The 25,420-nt window shown below is 60.9% G+C and carries 17 protein-coding genes and 2 tRNA genes; 3 read left to right on the top strand and 16 right to left on the bottom strand.

Annotated features, from left to right (window positions below):
* Window positions 1-29 precede the first annotated feature (29 nt).
* The 10 genes from AACY13_RS16350 to rpsU form a co-directional block, all read right to left on the bottom strand.
* Window positions 30-1,034, bottom strand: coding sequence for a sodium:calcium antiporter (locus tag AACY13_RS16350; RefSeq protein ID WP_339462637.1), 1,005 nt, complete (start codon window positions 1,032-1,034; stop codon window positions 30-32).
* 232 nt (window positions 1,035-1,266) lie between these two features.
* A complete protein-coding gene (locus tag AACY13_RS16355; RefSeq protein ID WP_339462638.1) occupies window positions 1,267-1,485 on the bottom strand; it encodes a hypothetical protein in 219 nt (72 codons plus the stop codon).
* 182 nt (window positions 1,486-1,667) lie between these two features.
* Window positions 1,668-1,766: transfer RNA gene (locus AACY13_RS16360), tRNA-OTHER, on the bottom strand.
* 3 nt (window positions 1,767-1,769) lie between these two features.
* Entirely contained in the window at window positions 1,770-4,139 is a 2,370-nt protein-coding gene (locus tag AACY13_RS16365) for an arylsulfatase (protein WP_339462639.1), read from the bottom strand.
* A gap of 734 nt (window positions 4,140-4,873) precedes the next feature.
* A complete protein-coding gene (locus tag AACY13_RS16370) occupies window positions 4,874-7,216 on the bottom strand; it encodes a tetratricopeptide repeat protein (protein ID WP_339462640.1) in 2,343 nt (780 codons plus the stop codon).
* Between the two features lie 316 nt (window positions 7,217-7,532).
* A tRNA-Ile gene (locus tag AACY13_RS16375) sits at window positions 7,533-7,609 on the bottom strand.
* A 14-nt stretch (window positions 7,610-7,623) separates the two neighbouring features.
* Window positions 7,624-11,367, bottom strand: coding sequence for an EAL domain-containing protein (locus tag AACY13_RS16380; protein ID WP_339462641.1), 3,744 nt, complete (start codon window positions 11,365-11,367; stop codon window positions 7,624-7,626).
* A gap of 108 nt (window positions 11,368-11,475) precedes the next feature.
* A complete protein-coding gene (rpoD, locus tag AACY13_RS16385) occupies window positions 11,476-13,323 on the bottom strand; it encodes an RNA polymerase sigma factor RpoD (protein ID WP_339462642.1) in 1,848 nt (615 codons plus the stop codon).
* A gap of 67 nt (window positions 13,324-13,390) precedes the next feature.
* Window positions 13,391-15,376 carry a DNA primase gene (gene dnaG, locus AACY13_RS16390; RefSeq protein WP_339462643.1) on the bottom strand — a complete coding sequence of 662 codons (1,986 nt, stop codon included), beginning with the start codon at window positions 15,374-15,376 and terminating at the stop codon, window positions 13,391-13,393.
* Window positions 15,377-15,541: 165 nt separating this feature from the next.
* Window positions 15,542-15,757: a 30S ribosomal protein S21 gene (gene rpsU, locus AACY13_RS16395; protein ID WP_003296736.1), complete on the bottom strand. Its 216-nt coding sequence runs from the start codon at window positions 15,755-15,757 to the stop codon at window positions 15,542-15,544.
* Between the two features lie 206 nt (window positions 15,758-15,963).
* Between rpsU and tsaD the strand changes: the two genes are divergently transcribed.
* On the top strand, window positions 15,964-16,989 hold the full coding sequence (gene tsaD / locus AACY13_RS16400) for a tRNA (adenosine(37)-N6)-threonylcarbamoyltransferase complex transferase subunit TsaD (RefSeq protein ID WP_339462644.1): 1,026 nt from the start codon (window positions 15,964-15,966) through the stop codon (window positions 16,987-16,989).
* Between the two features lie 15 nt (window positions 16,990-17,004).
* On the opposite strand, the gene plsY is transcribed toward tsaD, so the two are convergent.
* A complete protein-coding gene (gene plsY, locus AACY13_RS16405) occupies window positions 17,005-17,574 on the bottom strand; it encodes a glycerol-3-phosphate 1-O-acyltransferase PlsY (protein ID WP_339462645.1) in 570 nt (189 codons plus the stop codon).
* A 74-nt stretch (window positions 17,575-17,648) separates the two neighbouring features.
* Here plsY and folB point away from each other — a divergent pair, with 74 nt between their 5' ends.
* Both folB and folK read left to right on the top strand, forming a co-directional pair.
* Window positions 17,649-18,005, top strand: coding sequence for a dihydroneopterin aldolase (folB, locus tag AACY13_RS16410; RefSeq protein ID WP_339462646.1), 357 nt, complete (start codon window positions 17,649-17,651; stop codon window positions 18,003-18,005).
* Entirely contained in the window at window positions 17,996-18,532 is a 537-nt protein-coding gene (gene folK / locus AACY13_RS16415; RefSeq protein ID WP_339462647.1) for a 2-amino-4-hydroxy-6-hydroxymethyldihydropteridine diphosphokinase, read from the top strand. The genes folB and folK overlap by 10 nt, the downstream gene beginning before the upstream one ends.
* A 17-nt stretch (window positions 18,533-18,549) precedes the next feature.
* Here folK and AACY13_RS16420 read toward each other — a convergent pair whose 3' ends face one another.
* From AACY13_RS16420 to AACY13_RS16440, 5 genes are all read right to left on the bottom strand, one after another.
* Window positions 18,550-19,779: a multifunctional CCA addition/repair protein gene (locus AACY13_RS16420; protein ID WP_339462648.1), complete on the bottom strand. Its 1,230-nt coding sequence runs from the start codon at window positions 19,777-19,779 to the stop codon at window positions 18,550-18,552.
* Between the two features lie 142 nt (window positions 19,780-19,921).
* Window positions 19,922-20,434 carry a hypothetical protein gene (locus AACY13_RS16425; protein WP_339462649.1) on the bottom strand — a complete coding sequence of 171 codons (513 nt, stop codon included), beginning with the start codon at window positions 20,432-20,434 and terminating at the stop codon, window positions 19,922-19,924.
* Window positions 20,435-20,495: 61 nt separating this feature from the next.
* Window positions 20,496-22,061, bottom strand: coding sequence for a SpoVR family protein (locus AACY13_RS16430; protein ID WP_339462650.1), 1,566 nt, complete (start codon window positions 22,059-22,061; stop codon window positions 20,496-20,498).
* A 10-nt stretch (window positions 22,062-22,071) separates the two neighbouring features.
* A complete protein-coding gene (locus tag AACY13_RS16435) occupies window positions 22,072-23,343 on the bottom strand; it encodes a YeaH/YhbH family protein (protein WP_339462651.1) in 1,272 nt (423 codons plus the stop codon).
* 102 nt (window positions 23,344-23,445) lie between these two features.
* On the bottom strand, window positions 23,446-25,368 hold the full coding sequence (locus AACY13_RS16440; RefSeq protein ID WP_339462652.1) for a PrkA family serine protein kinase: 1,923 nt from the start codon (window positions 25,366-25,368) through the stop codon (window positions 23,446-23,448).
* Window positions 25,369-25,420: the final 52 nt, after the last annotated feature.

Raw genomic sequence — 25,420 nt, forward strand, 5'->3', positions numbered from 1 at the left:
TGAGTTTCCTCCCGACCGGATACCGCGTGTCAGGCCGTGACGAGCGCCGTGACGCCGAGGACGTATAGCACCAGCACCAGCACGCTTTCGAAGCCGATGTTGGCGATGCCGTGCTTTTCCCGCCGCAGCAGGCCAACGAGTAGCACGCCGACGAGCAGGATGGCGAGCGCGACCCAGAAGACTTCCGTCGTCGAGACGGCAGCGTAGATCGAGCCGTCGCGATAGGCGACATCCGCCGCGGCGAGGAACAGCACATCGAAAGCGTTGCCGCCGAGGATGTCGCCGACCGCGAGTGCGAGTGCGCCGCGGCGTACCGCGGCGATGGCAACCACCAGCTCGGGCAGCGAGGTGGTGATCGCCGTCAGGACCCCGCCCGCCAGCGTCTCGCTGATCCCGGCGTGCGCCGAAAGCGAGATGGCGGCGCGGGCGAGCGTCCAGCCTGCGCCGGCCACCAGCACGGCGAGTACGGCGAAACTGAGCCACAGCGCGGTCGTGCTGCCGCGCGGGGCGGCACCCTTGCTCTTCTTCTCGCGCTCGGTCTCGCTGGTCATGCGCGGATGCCACATCGGCCGCTCGTGCGCGGCATCGATCAGCCGCAGCCCGAAGAGATAGCCGGCGACGATCAGCAGCGACACCGGGTGCACGCCGAACAGGGCGAGCTCCGGCCGCGCCATCGCCGCCATCGGCAGGGCAAGCAGCACGACCAGCACTGCGGCCTGCTGCAGGTTGGCCTCCGAAGCGGCGGCGTGCTCCAGGTTGGCGCGGCGATAGGCCATGTCCGCGATGGCGAGGAACGCGGTCTGCGCAGCGATGCCGCCCAGCGAGTTCGCGACGGCGAGCGAGGCATACCCGGCGTGCGCCGCGGTGATCGAGGTGACCAGCCCGGAGAGCGAGGTCACCGCGCCGATCAGGACTGCGCCAGTGAGAAGCTCGCCAAGGCCGGTGACGACGGCGAGCCGCTCCGCACGCGCGGTGAGCAGCACGCCGGCAACGGCGATGATGAGCGCCGCCGCGACGAAAGCGGCGATGCTCAAACCGAGAGACCAAGGTTCGCTCCCCGTCATCATCCCTCCTGCGACAAGAATAATCGGCCGTGTCGCCGAGCGAGCGGGCCGTGCGCCGCCTCGCTGCAAGACCGGCGCGCCAACGCCGCTGCGCCACAGTGTCTCCACATGATAATGCTCGCCCAGCTCGGGGTCGGCCACCCTGCGTCGGCGCGACGCGCGCGTGCGGGTGCAGCGTGGCCCCGATCCTCGCCAGCCGGCCTTAGTCGAAGACACTCAGGTAGGGCGTTTCGTCCTCCAGATGCTCGATCTGCAGCACGTCCAAGTCTTCCTCACGGCCCTGCACCAGCAGCAGGTCGCCGGCCCGCACCACCTCGTCGGACGCGGCATCCTCCTCGCTCAGTTCGCCGCCACGGACGATCGCCAGCAGGCGGAAATTCAGGCCCAGAGCGTAGCTGCTTGCGCCAGTAATGCGAGGCAAGAGCGGATTGCCTCGGCAGTGGGCTGCCAGTTGACGAAGTTCGGGCAGGCTCTGTTCGCGTTCATTCTGGGCGATGTGAGGTCACCCATGGATAGTGGAGGCGAAACGGTCCCCCAAAAAACTTTTCTGACCGGAAAAAGAAAAAGGCCAGTCCGAAGACTGGCCTAACTCTTTGTTCTTTATGGTGGGCCCACACGGACTCGAACCGTGGGCCAAAGGATTATGGGTCCGCTCGGATCGTAGCGACCAAAGCGGACCTGCCTGCCTTTGCAGTACTTCCCGCTCTATTCCTTGGGGTACCAGATTTTAGTAACCCCTATCTCGCCATTGAACGCGAAGGGCGCTAAATCGTAATAATCCGTCGATACCGGTGAGCCCAAGTCGCTACCAAAATCAAGGCTTTCATTTGCTGTAAATGCAAACGCTGCTGTTATTGGCACCTGACCTTTTGCCACTACCGCGCCGTTTACCTTAAGCGTGACATCAAGTGGCGATCCGCGTTTCGGTGACGTTAATCGGGACACAACGTCAATTTTAACGTCACCTGTTGGGAGTTTTGTTTTTGACTTGATTTGTGTTCTGTCGATTTCAAAGAGATTGTATTCGTAGTGTAGATAGCCATCTTTTACATAAGTGCTCAGCCCACCAGAAAAGCCGCCAAGTGCATAAAGCACACCGTTGGCGTTTTCAGGAATCGTGACTTCCATGCTGACGTCATTGTTGAACTTGCCCAGTTTAGGTGCTGTAAATTCCGGCATTCTCTCTATACGGCCGGTAAACGTCCATTCTGTATAAGGGGTTGAAGGTGCATCTTCGGGATGATAGATAATTGACCACAAGCCTCCGCCAATAGGGAGGTTTTTGTTTTTGGCAGATTCCACCAGGAACATGTTCTTCATTTCTGCCAGTTTCTCAGGCATCTTTTTGGCCAAATCGTTGGCCTGACTCCAGTCTTCATTAATATTATAAAGTTCCCAAGTATCCTCTTCAGGATTCCAGGTGCCGGCACCTTTCGGAAGTCCAGGGACCCATGGATTACGCAGCCCGAAGGCAGAGGCAAACCAACCGTCGTAATAGAGACCACGGCTTCCCATGATGTCAAAAAATTGAATCTTTCTAGTGCCTTCCGCTTTAGCGTCGGCGAATGTGTAATCCATGCTCACGCCATTGATGGGCTCTTGCGTAAAGCCATTAACCTCCATAGGCGCGGAGATATCCAAGACATCATAAATCGTAGGTACGATATCTATGACGTGGTGGAACTGGGGTCTTGGGGTTTTATCGCTCTTGATTTTTTTAGGCCAGGATATGGCCATAGGTTGACGGGTGCCGCCAAAATGCGCTGCAACCAATTTGGTTGACCTATAAGGCGTTGAGCCAGCCCATGCCCAACCAGCATGGTACATGTTGTCAGTTTTAGGCGAGCCTAAAGCGTCCAGGCCGCCAAGATCTTCAAGCGCATCAAGATGTTGTTGGATGGTAGTTGGAATGCTGTTTTGTGCGAGCAGTTCGCTTATGGTTCCATTTTGTCCTTCTGCAGATGAGCCATTGTCACCCCAGATATAGAAAACGATGGTGTTGTCCAGCTTGCCTTGACGTTCTATCTCATCAATCAGTAAGCCTACATTGTGATCTGTGTGTTCAGTAAAGCCGGCATACACTTCCATTAACCTGCTTTGGAAGGCTCTTTCAGATTCGGGAATGGATTCCCACCCAGGCATAGTGCTGTCGCGTTGTGTCAACTGCGCATCCTGAGGAACCCAGCCCATTTCTTTCTGTCTTTTGAAGGCTCTCTCACGATAGGCATCCCAGCCACTGTCGAATTTGCCTTTGTATTTATCTGCCCACTCTTTAGCTACGTGGTGTGGGCCATGCACAGCACCCGGTGCCCAATACATAAAGAAGGGTTTGTCAGGCGCAAAAGCTTCCTGTTCCCGCAGCCATTTGATGGCATCTTCGGTAATATCTTCCGTGAGGTGATAGTAGTCATTGCCTTGCGTGGTTTCGGGATGCTCTACCAGGGTCGTGTTTCTAACCATGCGTGGTTCGTATTGCGATGCTTCACCAGCCAGAAAACCATAAAAATATTCAAAACCATAGCCGGTAGGCCAGTAATCAAAAGGACCTTTGGATGTGGTTTGCTCAGCAGGCGTGTTATGCCATTTGCCAAAAGCACTGGTGTTGTATCCGTAGGCTTTTAGCACTTCGGCAACGGTTGCCGAAGTCTTGGGAATCGTTCCGCTAAAGCCATCCCAATCGTTTGCTATTTCAGCAATTTGTCCATTGCCAACTACGGTGTGATTTCTCCCGGTAAGTAGCGCAGCCCGCGTTGGAGAACACATGGCCGTTGAGTGAAATCGATTAAAGGAAATCCCCATCTCAGCAATACGGCTCAAGTTTGGGGTGCTTATTTCACCACCATAGGTCGAAGGTGTGGCAGGCCCAGCGTCGTCAATAAGAACAATGAGAATGTTGGGTGCATCTTCAGGAAGCCTTTGCGGGTCAACTCGCTTTTTATAAGTTGACGTTTCCATGGTAAGCCCGGCTTCACTCGCTGAAGGCGTTGGCGGAAACGGCAATACATCCTGTGCCCATGCCGGCAGGACGCAGGCTATCGTGAGAGCTACAAGTGTTGCGGCGGCTTGTACTTTCATGTGTGACCTCTTTCTCCGTGTCATTTCTATCTGGCGTTTCCGGATATCTTGAAATTTCCGTTATTTCGGTGGCCCAAATGACCCTGCTGTCCAGTGAGGCGCGGTCACCTCGAAAGTGGGCTAACGCTGTCTTCCCAGGCCGTCAACAGGTCAGGCAAAACCTTACTTGCGCGCACTTATCTTGTGGCGGTGCAAAAAGAAATTTACCCAAAGCAACTGTGTTCCTGGCTGGTACCTTTATCCGCCGTCGCGCGAGCCCCTGGCGGCGATGCATCTCATTCTGGAGTATTGTTCCGAGACTGATGATGCGCAATTCATAGGTGTCGGTTTTTTAGAGAAAACGCACCAAACTGGTAGATCGTGTGTATCTCCAGCTTCCATTCGAGAAACCATAGCGGATTTCCCCCGCATTGAAAGCAAGCCTAAAAGAAAACATTAGCCTGCGTGCGCTGGCCACTAGGCAGCGGCCGAGAACCACTTCGTGCAAGTATTTTGCGCGCATGCGGTATTGTTGGCGGGCAAGCCAGTTTGAAAGTGAAGCGCAAGATGACCTCGGTAATCGCTGACACTGCTGTACCTAGCTGAGGCTTCCGACTGAAGCTCAGCAAACTCTTGGCCTTGAGGTTGAAGGCTTCTACTTAGAGCCAGTGACTGCAAGTGGCCGGTCGCAGCCTGTTGCAACCGACAACTCCCGGCCAGAAGCGCTCATCAGTGTCTGTTAAAGCCAGGGCGCTTCACTGCTTAAGTAAGGGATCCATTGGGTTGAGCTCGGCTAACTCTGCTAGGAGGTTCTGTGCTTTGTCTGCTTGACCTGCCTGCTGCAAATAGTTGACTAGCGCCAGTCGTACATTTCGATTGCCTGGCTGGCGCTCCAATATTTCCTCAAGCTGCTGTATCGCCGTTTTGGCCTGGTCACTGTCGTATAGGGCGATTGCCAGCACATAGCCGAACTGACCGTTTTCAGGCTCAAGACGTGTCGCTTCGCGTAGAGCTAACAACGCCTGCTGTCGGTTACCGTCTCGGACCAGCGCGAGGCCGTGCGCATGTTGCAGAAGAGCCGAGTGCGGATGGTCACGAACTGCGTCCTGGAGGAGTTGGCGAGCTTCATCTTTTTGAAAGTTGTCTTCCAACCACTGCGCGAGAGCCACCAGTGCCGGAAAAAAATCGGCATCGCGCTTCAGGGCCGTACGTAGATACGTTTCGACCAGTGCCGTACGACCGTCGGCTTGATAGAGCATAGCCAGGTTGAAGTTGGCCTCAGCCCGCTCGGCCTGGCTCAGTTGAACCTGCTCGTATTCGGCAATGGCCTTGCTCCAATTGGATTGGTAGCGATCAAGTTGATCAGCCGGCAGGCCGAGCAGTGCATAGGCGGCGGCAATGCGCACTGCCAGGACCGGGTCTGCGAGCATTGGACCTAGCAGGTCTATTGGCTGTGGCAACAACTGTGCAATGGCATCAATGGCCGACTCTCGTACCTGTGGCTCGATATGTTTAAGGTCTCTCACCGCCAGCTGCAGGGCCTTTTGGCTGGGGTAATTCGGCAGTTCGGCGAGCAAGGAGGCGCGGCGGATGGCCGGTAACTCACGACTCTCCAGCTGTTGGAACAACGCTTTGGCTGCGCCAGGCTTGCCATGACGGATTAGCCACAAACTCTCGTCATAGCGCGGCGGTGTGGCGGCAGGTTTACCGTACCACTGCTGAAATTGTGCAACGACTTTCTCGCTTGCAGTTTCCCGGTGACAGCTAAGGCAGGCATCTGGCGTCCCCAGCTTGAGTGATCGTGCCGGGTTGGGAATGCTGAAGCTGTGGTCATGCCGGTAATCGTTGACCATGTATAGCTTGCCGGGCATATGGCAACTGGTGCATTGCGCAGCGCTGCTGTCGGCGGGGTGCTTGTGATGTTCGGGCGATTCATAGTCTTTGGCCAGCAGGCCCTTGCCGTCGATCCCTGGACGGCCGGATTTGCCTGCCGGGTTGTGGCATTGAGTGCAGGTGCCATTGCCTTCGATGCGCAGCTCAGTGCTGTGTGGGTTGTGGCAATCACTGCAAGTCACGCCTTTTGCGTACATCTTGCTTTGTACGAGCGAGCCGTACTCGAACACTTCATCATTGATCTTGCCGTCGATCTCGTAGAGCAATGGTGCCAAGGTGCTGGGCAAGTAATCGTCCATTAATCGCATGTGATCACGGAATCCATCGCCCAGGGGCGCTCGGCGGGCATGACAGCGGGCGCAGGTTTCCACCTCGGTACGTGCATCCATGGTTTTGGCGGAGATAAGGAAACCGGCATTGGCCAGGTTGTCCGGCTGCTCGTTCCATTTAAGGTGACCGGAGGCAGGGCCGTGACAGCTTTGGCAGCCAACGCCCAAGGCCTGCCAGGTGCTCGAATAAGTATTGCTGGCAGCATCGAAGTTACGCTTGAAACCGGTGGTGTGGCATTCGACGCACATGAAGTTGGCGTTCTGCTGCGGCTTGCTCCAGTGCAGCGGGTCTTTGAAGTCGACACCCAAACCAGGATAGAGGTGAAACCACTGGTTCTTCTGGGTGTCCCAGGCGACACCGAGCGCTTGCAGGTGACCGCCGCCGGTTTCGATCAGGTACTGCTGCAGCGGTTCGACGCCGAAGGCGTAGGCCACTCTGAAGTCGGCGGGATGACCATCGGTGCCTGGCGTATTGACCCAGAATTCATCGCCTTGCCTGAAGAAGCGCGTACTTTCCTTGTCGCTCTTGAAGTTCACCTCGTTGAAGTCGCCGAGCACAGTCGTGCTGTTGGCTTCCTGCATCGCAAGCTGGTGATGTGAGCCTTGCCATTGTTTGAATGGTTCGGCGTGACAGCCCTGGCATTGGCTTTCATCGACCAGAGCAAGTGTCTCCGGTTTGATCTTGGCGGGTGCCGATACGCTCGGGATGGTAGGTGCCGAGGGCTGCGGTGTACTGCGCTGCAGAAGGACCCAGATCGCCAGCGTGGCGAGCAGCGCTAAACCAGCAAGTATCGGCCAGAGAAAGTGGGCATAGCCAGAGGACGGGATGGGGACCGTGGAGGGGCGTGAGGTTTTATTTTTTTGGCGCTTCTGCATGCAGACATCCATTGTGCTGGCGTGCGTGTTTTACGGTTGCATGCAGCTTTGGCGACATGCAATCGCCTGTCAAATGGTTTCCCGAACTGCTGGCGGTGATCTGTGTGGCTGATTGGTTATTGCCAGTGAACCAACGATAGTAAGGATTGCTGCCATCCCATTTCGGTAGGTAGCTTCTTCACTTGCGCAGACCCAGCGCTATAGGTGTTCGGGGGCGGCCTATACCTAGGTTGAGTGAAACGGTGCTCAGATTTATTTTTTATGGCTAGAAAAGAAAAAGGCCAGTCCGAAGACTGGCCTAACTCTTTGTTCTTTATGGTGGGCCCACACGGACTCGAACCGTGGACCAAAGGATTATGAGTCCTCTGCTCTAACCAACTGAGCTATGGGCCCCAGAAGCCGGCGGATTATACCGGTGCCTTCTCGGCAGCGCCAACCGAATGGCGCGGTTCGAGGAAGTTTTGCGCGAACGCCTCGGCAGGGATGGCGCGGCTGATCACGAAGCCTTGAATCTGCTCGCAGCCCTCGGCGGCGAGGAATAGTTCCTGGGCCTTGGTTTCCACCCCTTCGGCGATTACGGTGAGCTGCATGCTGCGGCCTAAGGCGATGATGGCGCGGGCGATGGCGACATCGTTGGGGTCGTGGGGCAGGCCGCGGACGAAGGACTGGTCGATTTTCAGGGTGTCGACCGGCAGGCGCTTGAGGTAGCTCAGCGAGGAGTAGCCGGTGCCGAAGTCGTCGATGGCCAGTTGTACGCCGAGGTCCTTGAGTTGGTGGAGCAGCTTTAGGGCCTCTTCGGCCTGATTCATGATAAAGCTTTCGGTGATTTCCAGTTGCAGCAGGGCGGGCGACAGGGCGTTTTCCTCGAGCAGGCTGGAGATGCGCGCGAGCAGGTTGGGCTGGCGCAGCTGAATGCCGGTGAGGTTGACAGAGACGGGGCCGAAGGCTGCGTGCTGGTGCTGCCAGTGCTGCATCTGCTGGCAGGCCTGCTGCAGGACCCAGTCGCCGAGGCTGATGATCAGGCCGGTTTCTTCGGCCAGGGGGATAAAACGGTCCGGCGGTATTTCGCCGAACAGTGGGTGGTGCCAGCGCAGCAGGGCTTCGGCACCGACCAGGCGGTTGCTGAGCAGGCTGAGTTTGGGCTGGTAGTAGAGTTGCAGCTCGTCGCGTTCCAGGGCGCGGCGCAGTTCGCGTTCCAGGGCCATGCGTTCGGTGGCCTGGAAGGTCAGGTCGCGGGTATAGATTTCCACCCGGTTGCGCCCGCGGGCCTTGGAGCGGTACATCGCGGCATCGGCATTTTTCACCAGGGTGGCGACGTCGTCGCCGTCGTCCGGGTAGCGGCTGATGCCGATGCTGGCGCTGATGAACAGCTCCTGTTCGTCGACCTCGAAGGGCTGGTTGAAGCACTCGAGGAGCTTGTGCGCGACCCGTTCGGCGTCGCTCAGGTGTTGCAGGCCGGGCAGCAGGATGATGAATTCGTCGCCGCCCAGGCGGGCCACGGTATCGATATCACGCAGGTGGGCTTTCAGGCGTTCGGCGATGCTCTTCAGCAGTTGGTCGCCGACCGGGTGGCCGAGGCTGTCGTTGATGTGTTTGAAGCGGTCGAGGTCGATAAACAGGATGGCCCCCAGGTGCTTTTCGCTGCGCGCGTCTTCGAGGGCCGATTGCAGGCGGGCCTCGAACAGCATGCGGTTGGGCAGGCCGGTCAGTGGGTCGTGGTGGGCCTGGTGATCGAGGCTGGCCTGGGCGTGTTTGAGCGAGCTGATATCGGCGAAGACGGCGACAAAGTGGCTGATATTGTCCTGCGGGTCGCGTACCGCGCTGATGGTCAGCCACTCGGGGTAGAGCTCGCCATTCTTGCGCTTGTTCCAGATTTCGCCCTGCCAGTGGCCGGATGCGCTGAGGTTGTGCCACATGGCGGCATAGAACGCACTGTCGTGGTTGCCCGAGGCGAGCAGGCGCGGCGACTGGCCGAGGGCCTCGGCTTCGCTGTAGCCGGTGATCTGGCTGAAGGCGCGGTTGACCGCGGTGATGCGCTGCTCCAAGTCGGTGATCATTACGCCTTCGGCCGTGCTCTCGAAGACGGTGGCGGCCTGTTGCAGACGTTCCTGCATCAGCACCCGCTCGGTAATGTCGCGGGCGATGCTCAGCATGCAGATTTGGCCTTCGATCGGCATCGGCTGTACCGACATCTCGCAGGTGCGCAGGGTGCCATTCTTGGTGCGGATGGGGGCGCAGAATTCGCGAACAAAGCCCTTTTTGCGGACCTCGGCGACCATGCGTTCGCGGTCTTCGGGGTTGGCCCAGATGCCGAGCTCGACGGTGGATTGCTCGGCGGCCTCGGCGGCGCTGTAACCGGTGATGCGGCTAAAGCCTTCGTTGACGTCCAGCATCTTGCCGTCGCTCAGACGGGTAATCAGCAGGCCGTCGGGGGAGGCATGGAAGGCTTTGGCGAACTTGGTTTCCGAGAGTTGCAGGCGCTGTTGGGTGTCTTTCAGTTCACTGATGTCGCGTACCACGACCACCAGGTTGGCGGTGTTTTCGATAGCGATTTTCTGGGCCGAGATCAGGCCGATAAACTGGCTGCCGTCGCGGCGACGAAACGGCGTTTCGATGTTGTGTACCCTGCCTTCGCGCAGTTTCTGCAGGATGCGCGGGCCGGCTCCTGGCTCTGTCCACAGGCCCAGTTCGGTGCTGGTATGGCCGATGGCCTCGGCCGCACTGAAGCCGAACTGTTGCTCGAAGGTGTGGTTGACCGTGACCAGCATGCCGCTGTCGATATTGATCAGGGCAATGATGTCGGGGCAGTTGTGGAAGACCGAGGCGAACTTCTGTTCGGAGAGGGCCAGGGCCTGCTCGGTCTGTTTCGCTTCGGTGATGTCGATCATCAGCCCGCGCAGAATGGGCTCCTGGCCCGGCAGCTGTTCGGTGGGCAGGGTGACGATATCGCGTATCCAGACCACGCGTCCGTCGGCGGCGAACATCCGGTAGTCCATGCTGTGGTCGCGCCCGGCCAGAGTCTGCTTGCGGCAGTAGGTCAGGGTCTGCGTGGCATCGTCCGGGTGCAGCACGCGTTGCAGAAAGTCTGGCTGCAACCAGTCCTGCGGCGGGTAGCCGAGCAGCTTGGCGGCCTGGGGGGCGACATAGGTGAAGCAGAAATCGCGCTGGCGCATCTCCCAGGTCACCGCACTGAGGCCTTCGACCAGGCCGCGGTAGTGCTGTTCGCTGCTGCGCAGTTCGGCTTCGAGGATGGTGCGGTTGTGCATCTCGCTGCGCAGGCGGCGGTTGATGCGCAGGATGCTGGCAATGATCAGCAGGGCGACGAGCAGGCCGGGCAGACCGAACAGGAGCAGTCTGCGCCAGATGGGGCGGCGGTCGACCAGGTCGCCGATCCAGTGCTTCTGGATGGCGCTCATCTGCTCCGGGGTGAATTCGGCGAAGACCTTGTTGAGTATGCCGGCGAGTATCGCCTGCTCCTTGGGTACCGCCATGGCCAGCTGATAGCGGTAGGGTGTTTCGCCATTGATATACAGGCCATCGAGCTTGAGCTGGCGCAGGTTCCAGGCGCTCGAGGCGAGGTCGCCGACCATGGCGTCGGCCTCGCCGGTGGCCAGGGCCTGCAGTGCGGCGGCGACGCTGGGACGCGGCCAGAGCTGGAGGTGCGGGTGCAGCTGGCGCAGCAGTTCATGGGGCGCGTAGTCCTGTACGACGGCGACCTTGAGGCCGTCGAGTTCCTTCAGGTTGCGCGGCTGCGGCCCTTTTTCGTGGGTCAGGATGACGATGGGGAAGTCGAGGTAGGGGCGGGTGAAGGTCAGGTATTGCTGGCGCTCGGGGGTCGACATCACTCCGGGCAGCATATCCAGTTGGCCGCTCTTGGCCTGGTTGATGACCTCGCTCCAGCTGCTGGGCGGAGTGGGCTGCAGTTTGATCTGCAAGCGCTGTTCGATCAGCCGCACATAATCGGCGGAGAGGCCCTGGTAATGGCCCTGCTCGTCGCGAAACTCGAAGGGGGGCCAGGCCCCGTCGATGCCCAGGCGTAGCTCGGGATGGGCATCGAGCCAGGCCTGTTCTTCGGCGCTTAGCTCGAGGCCGGTAGCGGGCGCAGTCCATAGAGCCAGACACAACAAGAGGGTGGCCGCAACGCGCTGCATGGGCGGGCTCGTTTTCAGGGGCGATACCCAGCAGTGTAGACCGGCAAATGGGGGCTTGGTAGCGCGGCCCTAACGCAAAACCCCCGGCAGGGCCGGGGGTTTTGTGTGTTACTCGTCGAGGAAGGAGCGTAGGTGCTCGCTTCTCGTCGGGTGGCGCAGCTTGCGCAGCGCCTTGGCTTCGATCTGCCGGATCCGCTCGCGGGTGACATCGAATTGCTTACCGACTTCCTCGAGAGTGTGGTCGGTGTTCATGTCGATGCCGAAACGCATGCGCAGTACCTTGGCTTCCCTTGCGGTGAGGCCGGAGAGGACTTCGCGGGTGGCTTCCTTGAGGCTTTCCACGGTCGCCACGTCGATCGGCGATTGCATGGTGGAGTCCTCGATGAAGTCGCCCAGGTGCGAATCTTCGTCGTCGCCGATCGGGGTTTCCATGGAGATCGGCTCCTTGGCGATCTTCAACACCTTGCGGATCTTGTCCTCGGGCATTTCCATGCGCTCGCCCAGCTCTTCCGGGGTCGGTTCGCGACCCATCTCCTGCAGCATCTGCCGCGAGATACGGTTGAGCTTGTTGATCGTCTCGATCATGTGCACCGGGATACGGATGGTGCGCGCCTGGTCGGCGATGGAGCGAGTAATCGCCTGACGAATCCACCAGGTGGCGTAGGTCGAGAACTTGTAACCACGACGGTATTCGAACTTGTCCACCGCCTTCATCAGGCCGATGTTGCCTTCCTGAATCAGGTCGAGGAACTGCAGGCCGCGGTTGGTGTACTTCTTGGCAATCGAGATCACCAGGCGCAGGTTGGCTTCAACCATTTCCTTCTTCGCGCGGCGGGCCTTGGCCTCGCCGATCGACATGCGCCGGTTGATGTCCTTGATTTCGGCCAGAGTCAGGTCGCACTCGGCTTCCAGGGCAGACAGCTTCTGCTGGCAGCGCTGGATATCGGCCTGCAGGTTGCCGATGGCTTCGGCGTACTTGGCTTTGCCCTTGGCCAGGCCAGCGGCCCACTCGGGATCGATTTCATTGCCCGGGAACAGGCGCAGGAAGTCGGCACGCGGCATACGTGCATCACGTACGCAGAGTTGCATGATGGCGCGTTCCTGGGCACGCAGGCGCACCAAGGCATCGCGTACTCGTACCACCAAGGCGTCGAATTGCTTAGGCACGAGCTTGATCGGCATAAACAGCTCGGCCATTTCTTTCAGCGCGGCAATGCCTTGCTTGCTGCCACGGCCGTGCTTTTTCAGGGCTTTCTTGGCCAGGTCGAGAGCGTCGCCAATCGCGGTGAAGCGGCGCAGGGCCTCTTCAGGGTCCGGACCGCCGTCGCCTTCCTCTTCCTCGTCGTCGCTGTCGTCGCCGTCTTCTTCATCGTCCTTGTCGTCGGCTGCGTCGCCGTCCTTTGCGGGGACGGGGGCGGCGGCTTCGGCGGGTACGATGCCGTCATCCGGATCGATATAGCCACTAAGCACTTCAACCAGGCGACCACCTTCGGTGGTCACGCGGGTGTATTCGCCGAGAATGCTGTCGACAGTGCCAGGGAAGTGGGCTATTGCCCCCATGACTTCGCGTATGCCTTCCTCGATGCGTTTGGCGATTTCGATCTCGCCTTCGCGGGTAAGCAATTCCACCGTGCCCATTTCACGCATATACATGCGCACTGGGTCGGTGGTGCGACCGATATCGGTTTCAACGGCCGCGAGGGCAGCAGCGGCTTCTTCGGCGGCTGCTTCGTCGGTGTCGGCGTCGGCCAGCATAAGGGAATCCTTATCTGGCGCAACCTCGAATACGTTGATCCCCATGTCATTGATCATGCGGATGATATCTTCCACCTGTTCCGGGTCGGAAATATCCTCCGGCAGGTGGTCGTTGACCTCCGCGTAAGTCAGGTAACCCTGCTCACGACCAAGGGTGATCAACTCTTTGATACGAGACTGCTGTTGCGCTTTTCCGGACATAACACCCTATCCACTGAAGGTCTTGGCGGGCAAAAAACAAGCCGCGGATTATACCCGAGTAATACCCCTAAGCGCCAGTTGGGCTCGGGATTACCGGTGATGCATTACGGCTCAGCAAGCTGCGCAGCTGGTCTTTCTCATCTGCACTCAGCTCACTTTGACGGGCTTTGCGCAGCAAATGTTCCAGGCTGCGCTCGCGTTGGCGGGCTACTAGACTAGTTATAGTGTCGAAAAACTGTTGTTCAAGGTTGTCGGCCGAAATCAGCCATTCCTTTTCTGCCAAGGCCCGCAATAGGCGGCCCTGTTCGGTGCCGTGCCAGCGTGCGATCAGTTGCAGCGAGCGCAGCTTGGGGTTCTTCTGCAAGGCGCCGAGCAGGGCCACCAGCAGTTGCGCATAGGTGTCGTCTTCGGCGGCGAAGTGGCTGACATCCTCAACCTTCTGCGCCAATTGCGGGTGATGCAGCAGGGTGCGCAGGGCGCTCAGGTGCGGCGACTCGACGCTAACGGCGGTGCGTGGCGCGCGCGGGGCGAACTCGCCCTGGCCCTTCTTGTTCCACTTGCCGCCTTCTTTCTTCCAGTTGCCTTTGCCCTTGCTGCTGTTGTGTTCGAATTGCGGCGCTGGGCTGGGGTTTTCGTATTCGTTGCGGCTCGGTTCGACATCGTAGTAGGCGCTGTCGGGGATCTCTGCATAGTCCGGGTAATGGCTGGGCGCGGGTGGCGCGGTGCTTGCTGGTGTGCTGCTACGGCTGGCTGGCGCGGCCTGGCTGGGGGCTTCGCCGGTCAGGCCGGTGATTTCGCTGAGGCGCTGGCGCATCAGGGCGCGCAGGTTGTTGCCGGGGATCTTGTCGATCAGCGGCGCGGCCAGGGTCATCAGGTGGGCCTTGCCTTCCAGGGAGCGCGGGTCGGCCTCTTCGCTGAGTTGCTGGAAGAAGTAATCGGCCAGCGGCTGGGCGTGCTGGTTGATGCGCGCGCGGAAGGCGTCGGTGCCTTCGCTGCGCACCAGGGTGTCCGGGTCTTCGCCGTCGGGCAGAAACAGGAAGCGCGCGCGGCGGCCGTCCTGCAGGCTCGACAGGGTCGCTTCGAGGGCGCGCCAGGCGGCGTTGCGCCCGGCGGCGTCGCCGTCGAAGCAGAACAATACGCTGGGTACCACGCGGAACAGGCGCTTGAGGTGTTCTTCGCTGGTGGCGGTGCCGAGGGTGGCGACGGCGTTGCGCAGGCCTTGCTGGGCCAGGGCGATGACGTCCATATAGCCTTCGACCACCATGATCTCGTCGAGGTCGCGGTTGTGCTTGCGCGCCTCATAGAGGCCGTAGAGTTCCTGGCCCTTGTGGAATACCGGGGTTTCCGGGGAATTCAGGTACTTCGGTTTTTCATCGCCCAGCACCCGGCCGCCGAAGGCGATCACCCGGCCGCGGCTGTCGCGGATGGGGAACATGATGCGGTCGCGGAAGCGGTCGTAGCGCTTGCCGCTCTCGGCATTTTCCACCAGCAGGCCGGCGTCGATCATGGCCTTCTGTTGCAGGCTGTCGCTGGCCAGGTGCTTGTGCAGGTTGTCCCAGCCGGGCGGGGCGAAGCCCATGGCGAAGTCGCGGGCGATCTCGCCGGACAGGCCGCGACCCTTGAGGTAGTCGATGGCGGCCTTGCGTTGCGGGTGGCTTTTCAGGGCCTGCTTGTAGAACTCGGCGGCGGCGCTCAGCAGTGGGTAAAGCGGCGAGTCGGTGGGCTGGCGCGGTTTGTTGTTGCGTCCGCCTTCCTCGCGGGGCACTTCCATACCGGCGCGCTTGGCCAGGTCCTCGATCGCCTGGGGGAAGTCCAGTTGGTCGTGGTCCATGACAAAGCCCAGGGCGTTGCCGCCGGCCCCGCAGCCAAAGCAGTAATAGAACTGTTTGTCCGGGCTGACGCTGAACGAGGGGGTCTTTTCTTTGTGGAAGGGGCAGCAGGCGGTGTAGTTCTTGCCGGCCTTTTTCAGCTGGATGCGCGAGCTGACCACGTCGACGATATCGGTGCGGTTGAGCAGGTCATCGATAAAAGACTGTGGGATCAGGCCGGCCATAGGTGCTCAGGGTACTGCCATGCAGGGGTGCGCGACAGGTATGGGCGGAAACTAAAAGACTCCGATCGTCACCCGAAGGTGGCGCGGAGTCTAAAAGCGAAACCCGGCCGAGGCCGGGTGTCAGGCGCTGCTTGTAGCTAATCGTGCGGACGAAAGCCGCGGCGATTAGTACAGGCGAACGCTGCGGCGCTGTTCGCGCTGCACTTTCTTGGCGTGACGCTTAACAGCGGCTGCTGCTTTGCGCTTACGCTCGGAAGTCGGCTTTTCGTAGAATTCACGGCTGCGAACTTCAGCCAGAACACCGGCTTTTTCGCAGGAGCGCTTGAAACGACGCAGAGCTACGTCGAAGGGTTCGTTCTCTTTAACTTTGACGGCTGGCATCCAGGGCTTACCTTCTTTATTACCGGGGGTAACGTTACTCCTGGCAGATGGCGCTGGAGAACGTAGGTTTTTAAGGGTTGCGGATGTTACCGTCTCATCGCGCGGAATGCAAAGCCTCTGATCGAAAAGCGCTGGTCGGCTCGCCTCGCGGCCTATTATTATGCGCGCCTTCTGCTGTTTAGCCCCTCGAGATCAAGGCGTTGCCCATGCTGGTACTGGGATTGGAAACCTCCTGCGACGAGACTGGTGTCGCGCTCTATGACAGCGCGCGCGGCCTGCTGGCCGATGCCCTGTTCAGCCAGATCGACCTGCACCGGGTGTATGGCGGAGTGGTCCCCGAGCTGGCCTCGCGCGATCACGTCAAACGCATGCTGCCGCTGATCCGCCAGGTGTTGAGCGAAGCCGGCAAGAGCAAGTCCGATATCGATGCGATTGCCTACACCGCCGGCCCCGGCCTGGTTGGTGCGCTACTGGTGGGCGCTTCCTGTGCCCAGGCCCTGGCTTTTGCCTGGGGCATTCCAGCCTTGGGTGTACACCATATGGAAGGCCACCTGCTGGCCCCTATGCTGGAGGAAAACCCGCCAGCTTTTCCGTTCGTCGCTTTATTGGTCTCTGGTGGCCATACCCAGCTGGTGCGGGTCGATGGCATCGGCCAGTACCAGTTGCTCGGCGAGTCTCTGGATGACGCCGCCGGCGAGGCCTTCGACAAGACCGCCAAGTTGATGGGTTTGCAGTATCCGGGCGGGCCGGAAATCGCGCGGCTGGCGGAAAACGGCACACCTGGGCGTTTCAAGTTCCCGCGGCCGATGACCGACCGGCCGGGACTGGAGTTCAGCTTCAGCGGCCTCAAGACCTTTACCCTGAATACCTGGCAGCAGTGCCGCGCCGCGGGTGACGATGGCGAGCAGACCCGTTGCGATGTCGCCCTGGCCTTTCAGCAAGCGGTGGTCGACACCCTGACCATCAAATGCAAGCGCGCCCTCAAGCAAACCGGCTTGCGCAACCTGGTGATCGCCGGCGGCGTAAGCGCCAACAAGGCGCTGCGCCTGTCGCTGGAAAGCATGCTCGGCGACCTGAGGGGGGAGGTGTTCTACGCCCGTCCGGCCTTCTGCACCGACAATGGCGCGATGATCGCTTATGCCGGCTGCCAGCGGCTGCTGGCCGGGCAGCATGAGGATCTGAGCATCAAGGTGCAGGCGCGCTGGCCGATGGAACAGTTGCCGGCGCTTTAGCATGAGCCGGGCTGGTTAAAAATGCCGCTCACGGCCGGCGAACAGATCGCGTAAATTGCTCCGGTGCCGCCAGACGATCAGGCCGGTGAGTACGCTCACCGGCACCAGTGCCGCCGGTTGTTGCCAGGCCAGCAGAGGCAGGGTCAGGGGCGTAGCTATTAACGCCGCCAGCGAGCTCGTGCGCGTCATGAAGAAGGTCAGCAGCCAGGCGCAGATGGCCAGCAGCGCAGCGGGCGGGTAGAGTCCCAGCAGCATGCCGGCGGCGGTGGCGACACCCTTGCCGCCGCGGAAGCGGAAATACACCGGGTAGAGGTGGCCGATGATGGCTGCCAGACCTATCCAGGCCTGCTGGTGCAGGCCGAAACCGAGCAGGGCGGCGATCAGCACGGGCAGCAGGCCCTTGAGCAGGTCGCCGAGCAGGGTGAGGATGGCCAGGCGTTTGCCCGCCACCCGCAACATATTGGTGGCACCGGGGTTGCCCGAACCACTGGCGCGCGGGTCTGGCCCGCCGGCCAGGTGGCTGAGCAGTATGGCGAAGGACAGCGAGCCGAGCAGGTAGGCGAGGAGCGCCAACAGCCAAAACATGGTATCCATTCCGGGGCAAGGGAGCCCCGATTCTAACTAGGTGCGCCAGTATTGTCGTGCCGCGGAGAGCGTGCTTGGACACAGTTTTTATCGAGGGGCTGGAAGTCGATACGGTGATTGGTGCCTACGATTGGGAGCGCACCATTCGCCAGTGTTTGTGCCTGGACCTGTATCTGGGTTGGGATAATCGCCCGGCGGCGGCCGGCGACGAGCTGGACAAGGCGCTGGACTATGCGGCCGTGGCCGCGCGGGTGCAGGCTTTTGCCGGCGAGTCGCAATTTATCCTGGTGGAAACCTTCGCCGAGCGTCTGGCCGAGCTGTTGATGGCGGAGTTCCAGATTCCCTGGCTGCGGATCAAGCTGACCAAGCCCGGTGCGGTGCCGGCAGCCAGCGGTGGGGTCGGTGTGGAGATCGAGCGCGGATGTCGCTAACGCCAGTTCTGCTGGGCCTGGGCAGCAATGTCGAGCGCGAAGTGCACTTGCGCGCGGGGCTCGAGGCCTTGTCGGCGCTGCTTGGCCAGATGCGCTGCTCGCCGGTTTTCGAAAGTCAGGCGGTGGGTATCAAGAGTGGGCCCTTCTTCAATCTGGTGGTGGCCGGCTACAGCGACCTGCCGCTGGGCGAGCTGGACCGCCGGCTGAAGTTTATCGAGGCCGACAACGGCCGCTATGCGCCGGAACGCAAGGGCTTGCCGCTGGATATCGATGTGCTGCTGTATGGCGATCTGGTTGGTAATTTCGATGGCCTGGTCCTGCCGCGGGCGGAAATCCTCAGGAATGCCTTCGTACTCTGGCCGCTTTCGCTGTTGGTGCCGGAGCGTTTGCACCCGGGCGAGCAGCGCAGCTTCGCCGAGCTGTGGCAGGCAGCGCAGATCGACCAGCAGTTGCAGCCGGTGGCGTTCCAGTGGCGTGACGCCGAGTTGACCCCGGCGGCGTTGCTTCAGGCCCACCCCGTCACCTAGCAGGCGGGACGGCTCGTTTAAGGTGTGGCGTCTGCCTTGTAGGCCTTGAGCGCCTGCAGGCGTTGGCGATTGAGTGCCTCACCCAGTTCCGCACCCTGGAACCCTTGCGCCAGCAGGGGTTGCACCGCCACCGCGCGGGCCGCATGCATGGCCCCGCGCAGGTAGTCGGCCTGGGGGTAGTCGCGTTGTTCCAGGCCCAGGCGGCCGCGGGCGTCCATCTCGCAGGCGGCGATAAACTCCTCGAAGCGCTGCGGGCGGCGAAATACGTCGAAGCTCTGCAGCAGCTGGAGCAGGGTCGAGGCCTTCAGCTCGAGGGCGCGATGGCCGTGGGTATGGAACTCGCCGACCTGCAGGGCCAGTTCCTGGCAATCCTTGGGAGCCTTGCAGCGCTGGTTGATCGCGCGGATCAGCTTGAGCCCCTTGTATTCATGGGCGATATGCCGCGGCCACTCGGCCTCGGGCGTCAGGCCCTTGCCGACATCGTGGAGCAGGCAGGCCCAGCGCACGGTCAGCGGCTGCCGGTGTTCGGCGCATTGGCGCAGCACGCTGAGCACATGCGCGCCGGTGTCGATTTCGGGGTGATGGGCGGCCGGCTGCGGAACGCCGAACAGCGCGTCGACTTCCGGCAGCAGTTCCTGCAGTGCCCCACAGTCGCGCAGCACCTGGATAAATACATCCGGGCGCGGCTCCAGCAGGGCGCGGGAGATTTCCTTCCAGCTGCGTTCGGGTGTCAGTGCGCTCAGCTCACCGGATTCGCTCAGTTCGCGCATCAGCGCCAGGGTTTCTGTCGCGACCGTAAAACTCAGGGGCGCATAGCGGGCGGCGAAGCGGGCGACGCGCAGCACGCGCAACGGGTCCTCGGCAAAGGCCGGGGACACGTGGCGCAGCACCCTGGCCTCTAGGTCGCGCTGACCGCCATAGGGGTCGATCAGGCGGCCCTGGCCGTCCTCGGCCATGGCGTTGACGGTCAGGTCGCGGCGGATCAGGTCTTCCTCGAGGGTGACCTCCGGGCTGGCGAAGAAGGTAAAGCCGCCATAGCCGCGGCCGCTCTTGCGCTCGGTGCGGGCCAGGGCGTATTCCTCGCCGGACTGCGGATGCAGAAAGACCGGGAAATCCGCGCCCACCGGACGATAGCCCAGCTCCAGCATCTGCTCGGCGCTGGCACCCACCACCACCCAGTCGATCTCGCTGACCTCGCGGCCCAACAGGCGGTCACGTACCGCACCGCCGACTTTGTATATCTGCATCATGGTTCCTCCGCTAAGTGCGGAGGATAGCGGCTGGCCGGTGGCGAAGGGTAGCCCGGATGCAATCCGGGAAGTAGGTGGCAGGCCGCCCCTGACTGCATCCGGGCTACCGCTGCGCGTAGAGAGTCGCGCGTGCTCTGGGTTACGGCGCGGCCTGGGGGATCTGCTGCAGCAGCGCCTGGGTGGCCCGCTCGAGCAGTTCGGCGCTGTCCCGTTGCGGGCTGAGACCGGTGCTGCTCAGGCCCTCCCAGAGTATGTGCTGCTCCGGGGTGGTCAGGCGGATACGCAGGGTGCCGGTGCTGTCGCGTAGGCGATGAAGCGCCTGGTAGGGGCCGAGTGGTGTCGGTGGAGCGGTCTCGACGTGGAAGTCCAGGGGGCTGTCCTGCACCGACAGCCAGTAATAGACCCGGATCTGCGCCTGCGGGCTGGCGTGATAGCCGCGCCGGGTGAGGCCTTCGCGCAGCAGCTGATCGAGCTGGCGGTAACGGTCGGCGAAGGGCAGTGGGCCGTTGACCGCCTGTTCGGCGGCGATCAGCTCGAAGCTGCGGCTTTGTGCCAGCTCGGGGCTGGCCGGGCTGATCACCTGGACGCGGGGCGGCTGGCTGCTGCAGGTGGCCAGGGCCAGGCACAGCAGTAGAACGATAAACAGACGCATAAGGACATTCCCCAAAAGCCTAGCGTCCATGCTGGGCGGCGTGAGCATGGGGCGCAACCGATCAAATGGGCGGAATGACCAGGTCCAGACGTGGGTAATCGCCTTCGTGTTCCGCTTCGTTCTTCGGCGGCACGTGCTGGGTGTTGATCAGTTTGTCGTCCTGCATGATCTGCAGATGGATATCGAAGCCCCACAGGCGGTGCAGGTGTTTGAGTACTTCGTCGGTGGAGTTGCCCAGGGGTTTGCGGTCGTGTTGCTGATGGCGCAGGGTCAGGGAGCGGTCGCCGCGGCGGTCGATGCTCCAGATCTGCACATTGGGTTCGCGGTTGCCCAGGTTGTACTGCGCGGCCAGGGTCTCACGAATCTGCTGGTAGCCGGGCTCGTCGTGAATCGCCGGGACATACAGCTCGTCCTTCTGGTCGTCGTCCAGCACGCTGAACAGCTTGAGCTCGCGGATCACCTTGGGCGACAGGTACTGCAGGATAAAACTCTCGTCCTTGAAGCTCTTCATGGCGAACTTGAGGGTGCTTAGCCAGTCGCTGCCGGCGATATCGGGGAACCAGCGGCGGTCTTCCTCGGTGGGCGTTTCGCAGATGCGACGGATGTCGCGGTACATGGCGAAGCCCAGGGTGTAGGGGTTGATGCCGCTGTAGTAGGGGCTGTCGAAGGGCGGCTGGTAGATCACGCTGGTGTGCGACTGGAGGAACTCCATCATAAAGCCGTCGGTGACCAGACCCTCGTCGTACAGGTCGTTCATCAGGGTGTAGTGCCAGAAGCAGGCCCAGCCCTCGTTCATCACCTGGGTCTGGCGCTGCGGGTAGAAGTACTGGGCGATCTTGCGCACGATGCGGATCACCTCGCGCTGCCAGGGCTCGAGCAGCGGCGCATGTTTTTCGAGGAAGTACAGGATGTTTTCCTGGGGCTCCGGGGGGAAGCGCTTGCTGTCCTGTTCGCCGCCCTTGCTGGCGCTCTTGGGGATGGTGCGCCAGAGGTCGTTGATCTGTTTTTGCAGGTGCTCCTCGCGGTCCTTCATGCGCCGCCGCTCTTCCTCGGCGGAAATCGGGTAGGGGCGCTTGTAGCGGTCGACGCCATAATTCATCAGGGCGTGGCAGGAGTCGAGCAGGTCTTCCACCGCGTCGATGCCGTGGCGCTCCTCACACTGCATGATGTACTGCTTGGCGAACACCAGGTAATCGATGATCGAGCTGGCGTCGGTCCAGGTGCGGAACAGGTAGTTGCCCTTGAAGAAGCTGTTGTGGCCGTAGCAGGCATGGGCGATCACCAGCGCCTGCATGCACATGGTGTTTTCTTCCATCAGGTAGGCGATGCACGGGTCGGAGTTGATCACGATCTCGTAGGCCAGGCCCATCTGCCCGCGCTTGTAACCCTTCTCGGTGGCGAGGAAGTGCTTGCCATAGGACCAGTGGTGATAGCCCAGGGGCATGCCCACCGAGGCGTAGGCGTCCATCATCTGCTCGGCAGTGATCACCTCTATCTGGTTGGGGTAGGTGTCCAGGGCATAGCGCTCGGCGATACGGCCGATTTCGCGGTCGTAGGCGCGCACCAGTTCGAAGGTCCACTCCGAGCCGGTGGACAGCGGCTGGCGTTTCTTCTCGGTTGCGGTCATGGCACGGCCCTCAGGTCGTCATTCGGCGCTGGAACAGTTCGCGGAACACCGGGTAGATGTCGCCGGCCGACACCAGCTGCTGTTGGGCAAAGGTATCGGCAAAGCTCTCGGCCACCTGTTCGTACTCGTACCACAGCGCCTGGTGTTCGCGCGGGGTGATCTCGACGTAGGTGAAGTACTGCACGAACGGCATGATCTGTTTGATCAATATATCGCGGCACACCGGCGAGTCGTCATTCCAGTTGTCGCCATCCGACGCCTGGGCGGCGTAGATATTCCACTCGTTGATCGGGTAGCGCGCGGCCATGATCTCCTGCATCAGCTTGAGGGCGCTGGAGACGATGGTACCGCCGGTCTCGCGGGAGTAGAAGAACTCCTCCTCATCGACTTCCTTGGCGCTGGTGTGATGGCGGATAAACACCACGTCGATCTTGTCGTAGTTACGCTTGAGGAACAGGTACAGGAGGATAAAGAAGCGCTTGGCGATGTCCTTGGTCGACTGGGTCATGGAGCCGGAGACGTCCATCAGGCAGAACATCACCGCCTTGGAGCTGGGGTTGGGCTGTTTGACCAGCAGGTTGTACTTGAGGTCGAAGGTGTCGAGGAAGGGCACCCGCTTGATGCGCGCGCGCAGCTTGACGATTTCTTCTTCGAGTGCCTGGATATCGCCGAAGTTGTCCGGCTGTTCCAGGCGCAGACGCAGCAGTTCGCTTTCTGCGGTTTTCAGTCTGGCCCGGCTGCTGCCGGACAGGGCGATGCGCCGGGCGTGGGCCGAGCGCAGGGTGCGGACGATATTGATCCGCGAAGGGTTGCCCTCGTTGCTGATGCCGGCGCGCACATGCTTGAAGGTGTCGCTGCCGGTCAGGTGGCGCTTGACCAGGTTGGGCAGCTCCAGGTCCTCGAACATAAAGTCGAGGAATTCCTCCTGGGTGATCTGAAAGACGAACTCGTCCATGCCTTCGCCGGAGTTGCTCGCCTTGCCTGCGCCCTGGCCGCCGCCCCCGCCCTGCGGGCGGGGGATGCGTTCGCCGGTGGTGAATTCGCGGTTGCCGGGGTGCACGGTGGTCTGACGGCCACCGCGGCCGTGGTGCAATACCGGCTCGTCGATATCGCGACCGGGAATGCTGATCTGTTCGCCGTGTTCCATGTCGGTGATGGAGCGGCGGCTGACGGCCTCCTCCACGGCCTTCTTGATATGGTCACGGTAACGCCGCAGGAAGCGCTGGCGGTTCACCGTGCTCTTGTTCTTGCCATTCAGACGTCGGTCGATCACATGGCTCATGGGGCCCCTCCGGGGAGATGCAAGCCACAAGCCACAAGCTGCAAGAGCGGTCCACTCCCGAACCTCCTGCTTGCAGCTTAAAGCTTGCTGCTTATGGCTGCCTTACTGCGATTTACGAACCCGCAGATACCATTCGGACAGCAGGCGTACCTGCTTGTCGGTGTAGCCGCGCTCGACCATGCGAGTGACGAAGTCGTTGTGTTTCTGTTGATCCTCCTTGCTCGCTTTGGCATTGAAACTGATGACCGGCAGCAGGTCCTCGGTGTTGGAGAACATTTTCTTCTCGATCACCACGCGCAGCTTCTCGTAGCTGAGCCAGGTCGGGTTCTTGCCGTTGTTGTTGGCCCGGGCGCGCAGTACGAAGTTGACGATCTCGTTGCGGAAGTCCTTCGGGTTGCTGATGCCGGCCGGTTTCTCGATTTTCTCCAGCTCCTCGTTGAGGGCCACGCGATTGAGAATTTCGCCGGTTTCCGGGTCGCGGTATTCCTGGTCCTGGATCCAGAAGTCGGCGTACAGCACGTAGCGGTCGAAGATGTTCTGCCCGTATTCGCTGTAGGACTCCAGGTAGGCGGTCTGGATTTCCTTGCCGATAAATTCGATATAGCGCGGGGCCAGGTATTCCTTGATAAAACGCAGGTAGCGCTCGCGGGTTTCCGCCGGGAACTGCTCCTGTTCGATCTGCTGCTCCAGCACATAGAGCAGGTGCACCGGGTTGGCGGCGATCTCGTGGGGATCGAAGTTGAACACCTTGGAGAGGATCTTGAAGGCGAAGCGGGTCGACAGACCGTTCATGCCTTCATCCACGCCTGCGGTGTCGCGGTACTCCTGAATCGACTTGGCCTTGGGATCGGTGTCCTTGAGGTTTTCGCCGTCGTAGACGCGCATCTTCGAGTAGACGTTGGAGTTTTCCGGCTCCTTGAGGCGGCTCAGCACCGAGAACTGGGCGAGCATCTTCAGGGTGTCCGGGGCGCAGTGGGCCTTGGACAGGGAGCTGTTGGCCAGCAGTTTGTCGTAGATCTTGATCTCGTCGGTGACGCGCAGGCAGTAGGGCACCTTGACGATATAGATACGGTCGATAAAGGCTTCGTTGTTCTTGTTGTTGCGGAAGCTGTGCCACTCCGACTCGTTGGAGTGGGCCAGGAGAATGCCGTTGTAGGGGATCGCACCGAGGCCTTCGGTGCTGTTGTAGTTGCCTTCCTGAGTGGCGGTCAGCAGCGGGTGCAGCACCTTGATCGGTGCCTTGAACATCTCGACGAACTCCATCAGGCCCTGGTTGGCCCGGCACAGCGCCCCCGAATAGCTGTAGGCGTCGGCATCGTTCTGCGGGAATTCCTCCAGCTTGCGGATATCCACCTTGCCCACCAGCGAGGAGATGTCCTGGTTGTTCTCGTCTCCTGGCTCGGTCTTGGCCACGGCGATCTGGTTGAGGATCGAGGGGAACAGCTTGACCACGCGGAAATGGCTGATATCGCCGCCGAACTCCTGCAGGCGCTTGGTCGCCCAGGGCGACATGATGCTGCTCAGGTAGCGCCGCGAGATGCCGTACTCCTCTTCGAGGATGGCACCATCTTCGGCATCGCTGAACAGGCCCAGGGGCGACTCGAACACGGGCGAGTCCTTGATCGCATAGAAGGGCACCTTCTCCATCAGGTGCTTGAGCTTTTCCGCCAGGGAGGACTTGCCGCCGCCGACCGGGCCGAGCAGGTAGAGAATCTGCTTCTTCTCTTCCAGGCCCTGGGCGGCATGGCGGAAGTAGGAGACGATCTGGTCGATGCACTCCTCCATGCCATGGAAGTCGGCAAAGGCCGGGTAACGGCGGATCACCTTGTTGGAGAAGATCCTGGAAAGCCGTGGGTCGGTCGAGGTATCGAGCAGTTCAGGCTCACCGATGGCCAGCAGCAGGCGTTCGGCTGCCGAGGCATAGGCGCTGCGATCCTGCTTGCACAGTTCGAGGTACTCCTGGAGGGTGAGTTCCTCCTGCCGAGTCGCTTCGAAACGTTGCTGGAAGTGGCTGAAAATGCTCATGACGTCACCTCGCTCGATGCTGGAATCCGGTGCTATATCGGTCGTGCGGGGC

The organism is Pseudomonas sp. EA_105y_Pfl2_R69 (assembly GCF_963970915.1).
GTDB lineage: Bacteria > Pseudomonadota > Gammaproteobacteria > Pseudomonadales > Pseudomonadaceae > Aquipseudomonas.